Source organism: Vibrio sp. PSi01 (genome assembly GCF_054960695.1).
Genome location: NZ_JBHNYN010000034.1, coordinates 1 through 11588 on the forward strand (window position 1 = coordinate 1; position 11588 = coordinate 11588).

The window sequence follows — 11588 nt, forward strand, 5'->3', positions numbered from 1 at the left end:
ATCGGGGGCTTTTCTTTATCTAAAGAGTTTTAAGTTAGGCTTCTAACTTGTGGCTTACAGTTAGATTAACCCTACTGAATCTTCAAACGTTGAATCAGAGTCTCTTCGTCTAACTGATATAGCTCATCAAGCAAGTTCATTTGTAAGCTACCCGGGCCGCGTGAGTTTTCAGCCGCGATTTCACCAACCACGCCCAATATCGCCGCAGCCGCTAAACCACTGTCATCACCAACAGCAGCAAATGCGCCCGTCAAGGCCGTTAAGGTACAGCCCATGCCCGTTACAAACGGCATCATTGGATGACCATTGTTTAACATCACAACACTGTCTTTGGTGACAACGTAATCTGTCTCACCAGAAATTACCACATTTGCACCGTATTCAGCCACTAAGCACTGTGCAGCGCCTAATGCGGCATCACTGCTATCCAGCGCATCAACGCCTTTGCTCTGTGCTTGCTCACCCGCTAGCGCAATGATCTCAGACGCGTTACCACGAATGATTAGCTTATTGGCTAAACGTGCAATTTCACGAGAAGTCTCAGTACGCAGCGTACTTGCGCCACAACCTACAGGGTCAAGGACCACAACCTTGTTGTTCGCATTCGCTTGTTCAACCGCGAAGCGCATTCTTGGCGTCCAAACACTATCAAGCGTGCCGATGTTAATCACCAAAGCGCCAGAGAATGACATCATCTCAGCCAGTTCTTGCTGTGAGTGCGCCATGATAGGTGAAGCACCAATCGCCAATAAAGCATTCGCCGTATTGTTCATCACGACGTAGTTGGTGATGTTCACAACCAATGGTTTTTGCTCTCGTACTGCGCGCAGTGATTGGATGATTTGTTCAGTTAGCATGGATTAATCCTTATTCGTGAAAGCCGCTGTTGAGTCATTAAGTGCATTCAGACCTTGCTGCCAGAAAGCCACTTCCATACGCGTTGCCGTTTTAAAGATATGAACGATACTTTGACCACGCTCGCTGTTGATATCAATTTCAGCAAGCAGCTGATTAAAGTACTCCGCGCCTGTAGCCACACCTGATTGGAACTCTTCGCCGCCATACAGTTGCAGCCAGCTTGCGTATGGGTTGCCTTCCCAAACGGTATCGCTGCTTTCTAACAGCGCTTTACCGATCACAGCGTAACCAATTGAACACGGAGCCAGTGCCGCATAAAGATCGACAAGATCACCCGTCATACCCGCGTCTAGAACGTAGCGTGTGTAAGCGACTGTGCCGAAATCTTCAGGTTCGTTTTCTAGGTCAGATTCCGTTAAGCCCCACTGACCACAGTAAGTCACGTGGTGAGATATTTCAGAATCTAGCAGAGCATGAACACTTGGCAATGCACGGCGCATATCAGCCAAGGTTTTCGCCTTGTAAATCGCCAACGCATAAGCGCGAGCATATTGCTTCAAGAACAGAAAATCTTGTTTCAAATAATGCAGGAAACACGGCTGAGCGAGTGTGCCGTTCGCCAGCGTTTTAACAAAATCATGCTCTGTGTAGTCTTGCCAATCTTGCTGACAGGCTTGGATTAAGTCTTGGTATTTCATGAGATTCCTTAGTCAAAAGTCGGTACGTAGTCAGCGGCTTTTGGTAGTGATTTGATAATGCCTTTGTCGAACATGAACTGTGCGTAATCGTCGTAACGTTTCAGGTCAACCGCTGAAGGGCGAAGTGCAAAACGAGTCAGCGTGTCGTTCCATGCGCGTTGGTTAAGCTCGTTGTTCAGCGTATCAGGTGAATACGCAACAAACTCGCTCCATGACTCTTGTGGGTGGTTAACAATGTAAGTGGTTGCTTGTTCCAATGCTTTGTTGAACGCTTTGATCGCTTCATCATCATGTTGCTTTGCGTTCGCAACAAAGATAAGCTCATCGTAAGCAGGAACACCGTGCTCTTCTGGGAAGAATGCTTTTGCTTTAAAGCCTTCAAGAGCTAACTGGTTGGTCTCGAAGTTACGTAAGCCACCCCAGATTGCATCTACCTTCCCTGATGCCAATGAAGACGACAGTGCCCAACCAACATTGATGGTTTGCACGTCTGTAAACTCAACGCTTTCTTGAGCCAGCATGGTGCCAATAGTCGCTTCTTCGTTACCAGCAATCGCAATACCAATCTTCTTGCCTTTCAGATCCGCTAGCGTATCGTTCTTGCCGTTATCCAATACCATTAGTGTATTTAGTGGCGTCGCGATAAGGGTTGATGCACGAACTAAAGGAAGACCCGCTGCCACATCCATGGTTAAACTTGGTTGGTAAGTTACCGCTAAATCGACCTTACCTGCCGCGACCAATTTTGCTGGTGTGCTTGGGTCTGCTGGCTCTTGAATTTCAACATCTAGACCTTGGTCAGCAAAGTAGCCACGCTCTTGAGCGATCACAATCGGGCCATGGTTCGGGTTCACAAACCAGTCCAACATCAGTGTCAGTTTCTTTTGTTCAGAGTCCGCTAGAGCATGACCTGACACTAGCGAAGCAAGCAGTGCCACTGCACCTACCAATTTGGTGTTTTTCATAGTTAACCTTTCCTTCTGAATATTATTATTGTGTTTATAGAGCTAGTTTTTAACGACGTTTTGTTTAGATAAATAGCGTTGAGCGAAGCCTTATTAAACAAAGTGTTATTGATCAAGCCATCACTGGTTCTCCCAAGGGATGGCTTTTTTGAGTAACTTATCTGTGATGAAGTAGAGCGAGATAGACAGCACCGCCAAGATAAATAAGGCCGCAAACATCTCATCAATGATCATGCGCGCATTGGCTTGTAGCATTAAGTAACCTAAACCTTCACTGGAGCCTACCCACTCACCGACGACTGCGCCTATTGGGGCTATCACCACCGCTACACGAATGCCAGACGCCAATGTTGGCAATGCAGCAGGAAGTTGGATATAGCGGAGCAATTGCCATTTCGATGCACCCATCGTCTTAGCAAGATCAAGATAACCTGTCGGTGTATTACGCAGACCGTCGTAACAGCAAGTGGTCACAGGGAAGAAGATAATGATCGCCGCCATCACCACTTTTGAAGCGATGCCATAGCCAAGCCAAAGCATAAGTACTGGCGCAATCGCAAATACAGGAATCGCTTGGCTAGCAATCAAGATAGGCAATAGCCAACGCTTCAACGGGTCAAACATCAACATCTGCAAGGCGAAAAACAGCCCCATGGATAAACCGAGCAATAGACCAAGTAAGATCTCTTGCGCAGTCACCCAAGTGTGTTTGAGTAACACATCGTAGCGTTCAATCAGCTTGAGGGAGACTTCTGCGGGAGCTGGCAGAATGAAGCTTGGCATCTCGAATATAATTACCACCATTTGCCACAAACCAAGAATCACAGCACTGCTAATAAGCAAACGCATAACAGGATTCATCTGGCGAGGACGCGCTGTGCTAGCCTGCGCGTTAGTTGAACTTTCTTCCATTGAGTTTTCTATCTTGGAGCTATCAGTAGCTTCACTTCGAGTTAGTTCATTCATAATCACGCTCCAACTGTTCTAAGATCGCTTGTTGTAGCTCGGCACACTCACCATCTAACACTCGTGGCGTTGACGTGTGAGGCACAGATAAAGAGTGAGCACTCGCAGGCGTGCCTTGCAACACATACAAGTTATCCGCCAGACGCACCGCTTCTTGTGGATCATGAGTGATCAACACAACGGTTTTACCCCTTAACAGTTCACACGCTAAACTTTGCAGCTTGTGTCTCGTTACCGCATCCAGCGCAGAGAAAGGCTCATCCATCAGCACGACTGGCTTGTCTTGCATTAAGGTTCGAGCCAAAGCAACACGCTGGCGCATACCACCAGACAATTGATCCGGCATAGCATCCGCGTAATCAGCCAGACCAACAGAAATCAGTAGCTCTAACGCCTGATTTTTATGCTCGATATTTTTATGCTTATCTGCGGAATTTTGAAAGCGATGGCTCAAACACACGTTGTCGATAACCGATAGCCATGGCAGTAACAAATCTTGCTGCGCCATGTAAGCGATGCGATCCGTTAAAGGCAATTCATCAGACGTTGCCAATGTGCCCTGCCATTCCACCTTGTCGTCCAACAAGCCTGCCAGATAACGCAATACCGTGGTTTTTCCGCAGCCACTGCGACCAAGTAACACTGTCCACTTGCCTGCTTTTAAGCTCAATGACAGTCCAGATAAGGTCGCGTGCTCGCTATCTCGGTAACGCAGAGTCGCATTACTGAGTTGAACGCCAATCATATTAACGGACATTACCGTGCCCAACGAAGAAGTGATTTACAGGGCCGTGACCTTGACCAACTTGAAGTTCGTCGGCGTGAGCAATTGCTCGTGAAATGTATTGTTTACCTAGGTCGACAGCCTCTGGAAGTTTGTTGCCTTGAGCCAAGAAAGAAGCAATAGCAGAAGAGAGCGTGCAGCCCGTTCCATGTGTGTTTTTGGTAGGAAAACGCTTCGCGCTAATCAGAGCAGATGTGGTTGACAGAATCAGTAAGTCGTTACTGTTTTCATCTTTCTCCAGGTGGCCGCCTTTCAAGAGAACCGCTTTAGCACCTAGTGCGCGTAAATCTTCAATCATGCCCTGCATTTCAGCTTCGCTTTCAGGTACCGGCTTGCCTGTTAACGCCGCGCCTTCAGGCAAATTAGGCGTAATGATGTCTGCCAGCGGAATCAGCTCTTGTTTCAGTGTAGTAATGGCTGAGTTTTCTAAAAGAAGATCACCACTGGTTGCGACCATTACAGGGTCAATCACTAAGTGTTTAGGTTGGTACTGCTTAATTTTATCAGCGACGACTTTGATGATTTGCGAATCGGCCAACATGCCGACTTTTACTGCCACGATATTGAGATCAGTAAAAACCGCATCTAACTGGCTAGCAACATGGTCGAGTGGAATAGGCAAAATGGCGAAAACGCCTTGGGTATTCTGAGAGGTAATTGCGGTAATTACCGAACAAGCGAAGCTACCCGTTGCAGACATGGCTTTAATATCAGCTTGAATGCCCGCGCCACCACCACTGTCAGAACCAGCGATCGTCAATACAATCGGAGTGTTTGTTCGAATCGAACCATCAGCAGAGTGCTGTGAAACTGAGACTTTTAGCGTTAAATCTTTTGAATTAGAACTGTGTGTCATTGTCGCTCCTACTATCTTACAAGACGTAGGAGAACGAACACCGATCGAAGGAGAAGTCGCAATAAACACATGAAAGTTTTCATGGGTGCAGACGCAGATCGAGTGCTTATAGTTCCCTACGCCAGTGTTAACTGAATCAGGTTCAACGGGTCTCGATTAACGATCTCAGCAAACACCAAATAAGGTATATGCCCCCCGACTATTGATAGCGATAGTAACAGCACTCTCACAACTGAGATACTGATTTTATTCAATTATAAGAATTACACATGAAAAAATTTCAATTAGGCAAAACAAAACAAATACTTATAACGTTCCTTTAGATGGCTTCGACTGTATAAACAAGCACAACACAATCAGAGACATACCTAACCAGCCTGTAAAAGGAATCAGCTCACCGACAACACAGACGGCAAGCACCGCTGCAACTACTGGTTCAAACAGAGTCAGCAGATTGGCGCTACTCGCGGTCACGTGGCGTAAACCAAAACTGAACGCGATATAGCCCAAGCATTGTGGGATTAACGTCAGATAACTGATGACTAATACGTTAATCTGCGAGGAAAACAGGTTCTCCCCCGTAAACCAGAGCGTTGGCAGCAACAGCATCGCACCCAGGCCAAAAATACTGCCCATCGCCGCTTGTGACTTAATCCCTTTGTCGATCAGTGCTTTGGTCGCCCAAGAATAAATGGCGTAACACAACCCAGCGAGCAAACCTAAAGCAATACCGAACAGCTTGAGATCATCACCGGATTCATTCGTCGATGAAGATTCTGAAAACACCAACAACCCAATACCCACCACACCAATCGCAAAGCTAGTGAGCCAACGTTTGTTGATATTATTCTTTTTGCTAATAAGACACTCTAACAGAGCAGAAAAGAAAGGTGCGGTAGCAATCGAAACCACTGTACCAATCGCCACGCCAGATAATTTCATTGAAGAATAGAAAGCTAAAGGATAGATCGCTAAAGCCAAAGCGCTCACTGCCAACAACTTCTTGTTCTGCAAAAGCTTGTCGAAAGCGAATAGGATTTTTCGATACGCTAAGCCCGCTTGCATTAGGCCGCCGACACCCATAGAGAAAGCACCAATCGCTAATGGGCTTAGATCAGGCGCAAAACTTGCGGCGGTGCCTGTCGTGCCCCATAAAATGGAAGCAAACAAGATGGCTAAAGTGCCCATTTGGAATTCGTTAACGCGATTGATGGCAAGATTCATTTCTATTACCCAATTTTCAGTTCTGAAATAGATAATAGTGAAGATTGATAAAAGTTAGTTTGCCGAAAGGACGCTATTGTTGTTTCTAAAGACTGTCTTTCATTGAGCCTAGAAACGCCCTTGGAGACATTCCAAAGTGCTGAGAGAAGCGACGACTAAAAGCAGAAACATCACTATAACCCACATTTTCGGCTATCAATTGAACAGGTAAATCTGTGTGGGTTAACAAGGCTTGAGCTTTCTCCATACGATATCGAGTAATGTATTTAAGCGCACTGATACCCAAGCACTCTTTGAAGCGTTTTTTGAATTGAGTAGGGCTCAAACAGGCCGTTTCTGCAAGTTGTGATATGGATAACGGTTGCGTGTAGTTATCCGCTATCAGCCTTTGTACCGCACGGATTCTTGGGTCGATGCTCTTGCTCACTTGTTGTTGCTCTAACAGCAGTGAAAACACATCCAAGATGGATGACTCAATACCGCTATCGACCTGATATTCCAGCTGCTTCTCAACAAACAACAAGAAGCTCATCAAAGGTGGCGTTATCGTGAAAACCGAGAGCTCGTGCTCTAACAAATGCTGAGGCAACACAGCCATATCCGCGACAATAAACCGCGCTGCTTCGTCCGCTTTAAACGCATGTGCTGTGGTTACCGGAATCACCACACATTCGCCCACCGCCACTTTACCGACATACCTCACCATTTCGATATTAATACTGCCTTGGATCGGCAATACCAGTTGATGATGGTCATCATGAGCATGGGTATTAAATTGCTTGGTGTAAGATCGAATGCTTAAGCTAGATTTCATGAGCAACGCCGGAGTACATTTCGCTAGGTTAAAGTAAGAGATACAAAGTTACATTATCACTTCCCTAGAGTCACACTCAATGATCATCAAATTCATGCTAACTAGGTGACATGATCAAAAACGGCCTCTAAATGAGAGGCCGTATTTATTCACATGGTTAGAACACATTAATTACTAAAATGATACTCGGGTATCTTCGTCAATCACTACCTGGACACTATTTTGAACTTCATAAATGTCAAAACCATCAGCAACCGGATCAGCATTGTCTTCATCGCTGTCGTGTTGCGCGGTACAGGTATAACCCAATGAGTAAGTACCTGGATCAATAAATCCTAGAGAGAACTCATAGTTAGTCTGTGCTTCATTCATTGCCACTGATGCTGAAGTAATCGGCTTCACCTCATCGGAACCGCCAATAGGCGCCATGTCAGCTTTGTCGACATTACCTTCATACAAGTACACCGACTGAACATAAGTATTATCATTTGTAGGGTTACAAGCTGCAAAAGTGGTACTCGAAACAGTACCTTCAATGTTTCCTGTCTCAACCGTATTGATAAGGCTTACAGACGTTCTTTGAATAGTGTAATCAGGGAAAGTCGAACTGTTCTTTAGGCCACGTCGAAGATCGAACTCGACAACAAAATCGTTACTCTGTTGGTTCACATTAAATGAATCATTAAAGTAAAGCACGCCAGCGTTATCTTCTTTACCAACACCTTGCGGGCACGCGCCATTACCTTTCACCGTTAACTCACGAATCGAGTCATCGTTTTCTACAACATAAGATGGATGTGTCGTGTGTTCGCCATCATTCGCAAACACACATAGTTTATAGCTACCTACTGGAACTACCTCGTTTTCAATCAAAGGAAGTGCATCGCTTCCTTGGTAATCCAATAAATTGACACTTAATGGAATAGGATCTTCACCGTCTGGCAACGGGTCGCCATTTTCATCAACGTAATCACCGTTTTCGCCCGTCTTATACACGTCATACACTAGCGTTGTACCTCCCTGAATCGGAAGTAAAGCTACCTTGCTGAATGTCACCGTCACATCTTTAACATCATCGACGGGCGCATCACTCACACTCAAGGTAATGGGTGTCGTACTGCTTGATGATCCTGAGTCTCCGCCACAACCAACAAGCCCGGCCAACACAAGGCTAGCTAAAGCCGTTTCCTTTAAATATTTCATAACTCATTTCCTATAAAATCACTGCTCAATAAAGGGCTTATTGAGTGCCCTCTTATTCTTTTTCTTGTTGTGACCCATAAATAAACAGCGCTATTGTTTGATGTTTATATCCCAACTATTCAGGGCATTCCTCACCCAAAAAACACTGTTCATCAAGGTGCACATATCAAGTCGCACATAGGTTAATTAAGTCTAGTAAGTAAATTGTTAGTAGCAACGCATGTTTGGCAAAGGTGCTGTCAATTGTGTTGAAATAGTCGTTGAGTAGAAAATGGGAAGCAGGGATTGAAAGCAACTTGATCAAAGTGAATAATCGCCACCAAGATCAAAAAAGGCCGTTAAGACAGCCTGTTGCTGAACTTAAACGACCTTTTCATTGAATTTTGATTAAGCTAATTCGATCTTAGCTCATTCAAATTGACTTATTTTTGAAGTTGTTCTTTAGCCGCTTCAACCTTAGAGAAATCTAGGCCAAGCTCTTCAACGGCTTCTTTGATTAGCGCTGGGTTTTGCATTACCTGACCCATCAGCATTTGAAGTTTATCTTGTGGTAAGCCAAGTTGGCTGATTGTCGCCATTGCTGCAAGAGGGTTCTCTGTCAGCGTCTTGAATATCTCGCTGATTTGCTCATCGCTAATATTGTTCTCTTTCAACATTGCTAAAATCGGGTTCATCACTTTACCTTTGAAACACTAAAATTGATAGAGTGCCAGTTTACCACCTAGCGCCTCTCGATAGTACCAGCAAGTTGTGCTTTGCTTAACCCAAGTTATTGCTTAGATTTTAGGCTTAACGCGACTCTAGCGGATAAGAGCGGTAACTCCACATGCCATAGGTTCTTAGAGCATCACGATAAATACCTAACAGTTCGCCACTGCTTGCATTTTTAAGACTTTCTAACGGCTTGTCTGGGTAAGCAACCGTATCAAATGTAATTCCTTGAGGGCCAGTTTGCCAGCTCGCAATTTCAAACAAAGTTTGACCACGACGAACATGGCTTGCCGAGCTAATAATGGTCGCATGCTTAATATTATGACGAGCAAGCGCATAGCTACTGAACAAAGCATTCCCTACCGTGCTAGTCGCATAGTTCTCTTCAATGATACGATCTTTACTCACCCCTTTTGAAATAAGCCAATTCGCCATCAACTTGCCTTCTGTCTTGTGGTTCTTAGGCACGCCACCCGTTAGCACAATCATCGCATCCGGGTTGGCTTTAGACATTGCCAATGTGGTTTCAAGACGTTCAATCAAGATCTCATGCATTGAACCATCTGGGTTCAGCGCGTAACCCAAAGTAACTATCGCGCCGTGATCGCTCAGTAGCCCTTTATCTGCTGATTCTTTCAACGGTGTTTCTAAAACGCGATCGACCGTAGCAAAGATACGTTTGATGTCTTCGGCTTTGCCTTTGTTCAGGCTCTCAAGCTTCTGCATATGCTTGTTGGATTCACTATCATTACCATCGAATCTTTGCCAAACCGCAAGGTAAGCATGAAGATCGACATCGTCTGGCGCAACCGTCAACGCTTGCTCAAACAACTCAATAGCGCGCTCTGCATTCTTGTTGTAGATCTGAGCGTTCGCTGCCGAAATCAGCAAGTCAGTGCGGTAAGGTTCTAACTGGTAAGCTTCTAACAACCGGTTAGTCACAATTTCCATGTTGCTTGGCATTTTAGCCGTGAAGCCAGCGTGAGAAATTCTTGCTGGAGACTTAAACGCTTGCAACGCATCAAGAAGTAGTTGGTCGACAACTTGTCGCTTAGTCACCAACTGCGCGTAATCCGCAGAAGCTTGTACTGCGCCATCGTTAGCAGCAAAAGAATAAGGAGTTGCGCCAAAAGCCAGCATGCCACCAAGAGCGAGGGCGATAATGTTCTTTTTCATGGAAAGATCCTGTGTCGTTAAGTGTTCACATCAGATTTGCTCCCCAATGTAAGCCCCTAGTATTAAAAAACCGTGAAGCACACCAGAATCTACAGCGTTAATATTCCTTGGTTGCATAAGATGTGGCTGCAGATCACGATTTTATGTGCCTAAACACGCTCGCCAATCTAACAAGTTGTTGTATAACAATGATGTTACTGACTATTTTCGAATATCTAGCTTCAAACTCACACGCCTCCCCCACCATAATCGACAATTACATTTAGACTGACGACCAACATGAAAGCTCACATTTAAACACATACTTTCAGATATTTAAGATTCTCAACCGCCAATAGGTTCACGCTAGCTTCTGCCCACTAACTGAAATTCAAACACCGCTCGTTTAAAAAAACAGGCCCTTTTTCACACAATTTAAAATCAATCATTGAACGATCGTTCAAGTGGTGTTTTAATGGACGTCCAATACAAGGAGTTACCCCATGCTTAAGTTCTATTTTCACCAAACACCCAATCCAATGAAGATCGCTCTGTTTCTAGAAGAGACAGGCCTAGATTTTGAACTCGTTCCAGTTGATACCTTAAAAGGCGAGCAACACACACCGGAATATCGCTTAATAAATCCAAATGGCAAAACGCCAGCGATTGAAGATGACGGACAACGTGTATTCGACTCTAACGCTATCCTTCTTTACCTATCAGAGAAAACTGGCAAGCTAGCGGGGCAACCAGAAGACAGAGCAGAACTTCTATCTTGGATGATGTTCATCGCGAGCGGTCTTGGTCCATACTCTGGCCAATCGGTACACTTCCGTCATGCTGCCCCTGCAGGCCTAGACTACGCCGTGAACCGTTATCTACGTGAAGCACAACGTCACTACGAAGTGTTAGAAAAGCATATGGAAGGTCGTGAGTTTTTCGTCGGAAATGAGTACACCATTGTCGATGTCGCGGCATGGGGTTGGATTGATAAAGCACCGTTCGTGCTTGGTGAAGAAGGCCTAGAACCTTACCCGAACTTAAAGCGCTGGTTTGATGCAATCAACAGTCGCCCTGCCGCACTGCGCGCTCGCGAGATTGGTAAAGGCATTGAGTTTAAAACCGAACGTGATGAAGAAGCGAAACGAGCACTGTTTCCTTCGAATTATGCGAAGTAGAAAAATTGATAGTTAACACTCTTCTAAGTGATAGCTAAAACTCAAACATAAAGAGCCGCTAAAAAGCGGCTCTTTATGTTGAAAAGTCACAAGTTGATATTTTGTGTGGATTGATACCAAGGTTCAACATTCGTAACTATCCACTTCTCTCAAACACATTTCTGGACAAAATCTTG

Annotated in this window: 11 protein-coding genes, 1 pseudogene and 1 riboswitch; of the genes and pseudogenes, 1 reads left to right on the forward strand and 11 read right to left on the reverse strand. The window is 45.1% G+C overall.

The features are described 5' to 3' along the window. Window positions 1-71 precede the first annotated feature (71 nt). From thiM to ACFI6G_RS21955, 11 genes and pseudogenes are all read right to left on the reverse strand, one after another. Window positions 72-857 carry a hydroxyethylthiazole kinase gene (gene thiM / locus ACFI6G_RS21905; RefSeq protein ID WP_010430518.1) on the reverse strand — a complete coding sequence of 262 codons (786 nt, stop codon included), beginning with the start codon at window positions 855-857 and terminating at the stop codon, window positions 72-74. 3 nt (window positions 858-860) lie between these two features. Further along, window positions 861-1556, reverse strand: a complete 696-nt coding sequence (gene tenA / locus ACFI6G_RS21910; protein WP_016768299.1) for a thiaminase II — start codon at window positions 1554-1556, stop codon at window positions 861-863. An 8-nt stretch (window positions 1557-1564) separates the two neighbouring features. Then, window positions 1565-2521, reverse strand: coding sequence for an ABC transporter substrate-binding protein (locus ACFI6G_RS21915; protein WP_010430522.1), 957 nt, complete (start codon window positions 2519-2521; stop codon window positions 1565-1567). Between the two features lie 120 nt (window positions 2522-2641). Next, window positions 2642-3376: pseudogene (locus ACFI6G_RS21920) on the reverse strand (ABC transporter permease); the annotation flags it as partial. 103 nt (window positions 3377-3479) lie between these two features. Next, window positions 3480-4244, reverse strand: coding sequence for an ABC transporter ATP-binding protein (locus ACFI6G_RS21925; protein WP_102418239.1), 765 nt, complete (start codon window positions 4242-4244; stop codon window positions 3480-3482). Next, window positions 4234-5127 carry a bifunctional hydroxymethylpyrimidine kinase/phosphomethylpyrimidine kinase gene (gene thiD, locus ACFI6G_RS21930; RefSeq protein WP_462710476.1) on the reverse strand — a complete coding sequence of 298 codons (894 nt, stop codon included), beginning with the start codon at window positions 5125-5127 and terminating at the stop codon, window positions 4234-4236. Before thiD ends, ACFI6G_RS21925 begins: the two co-directional genes overlap by 11 nt. 96 nt (window positions 5128-5223) lie before the next feature. After that, window positions 5224-5335, reverse strand: a riboswitch (TPP riboswitch). Between the two features lie 98 nt (window positions 5336-5433). Continuing rightward, on the reverse strand, window positions 5434-6351 hold the full coding sequence (locus tag ACFI6G_RS21935) for a DMT family transporter (protein ID WP_010430530.1): 918 nt from the start codon (window positions 6349-6351) through the stop codon (window positions 5434-5436). 85 nt (window positions 6352-6436) lie between these two features. Then, window positions 6437-7165: a helix-turn-helix domain-containing protein gene (locus tag ACFI6G_RS21940; RefSeq protein ID WP_010430533.1), complete on the reverse strand. Its 729-nt coding sequence runs from the start codon at window positions 7163-7165 to the stop codon at window positions 6437-6439. A 174-nt stretch (window positions 7166-7339) separates the two neighbouring features. Then, complete coding sequence (locus ACFI6G_RS21945; protein ID WP_462710477.1) at window positions 7340-8368, reverse strand: DUF4382 domain-containing protein; 1029 nt, start codon at window positions 8366-8368, stop codon at window positions 7340-7342. 422 nt (window positions 8369-8790) lie between these two features. Further along, the gene (locus ACFI6G_RS21950) at window positions 8791-9042 is read right to left on the reverse strand and encodes a DUF2999 family protein (RefSeq protein ID WP_009844829.1); all 252 of its coding nucleotides are present in this window, start codon (window positions 9040-9042) and stop codon (window positions 8791-8793) included. Between the two features lie 115 nt (window positions 9043-9157). Beyond that, complete coding sequence (locus ACFI6G_RS21955; RefSeq protein WP_102385153.1) at window positions 9158-10255, reverse strand: YdcF family protein; 1098 nt, start codon at window positions 10253-10255, stop codon at window positions 9158-9160. A 482-nt stretch (window positions 10256-10737) separates the two neighbouring features. Here ACFI6G_RS21955 and ACFI6G_RS21960 point away from each other — a divergent pair, with 482 nt between their 5' ends. Continuing rightward, window positions 10738-11412 (forward strand): glutathione S-transferase family protein, encoded by a 675-nt coding sequence (locus ACFI6G_RS21960; RefSeq protein ID WP_010430545.1) that lies wholly within the window; start codon window positions 10738-10740, stop codon window positions 11410-11412. Window positions 11413-11588: the final 176 nt, after the last annotated feature.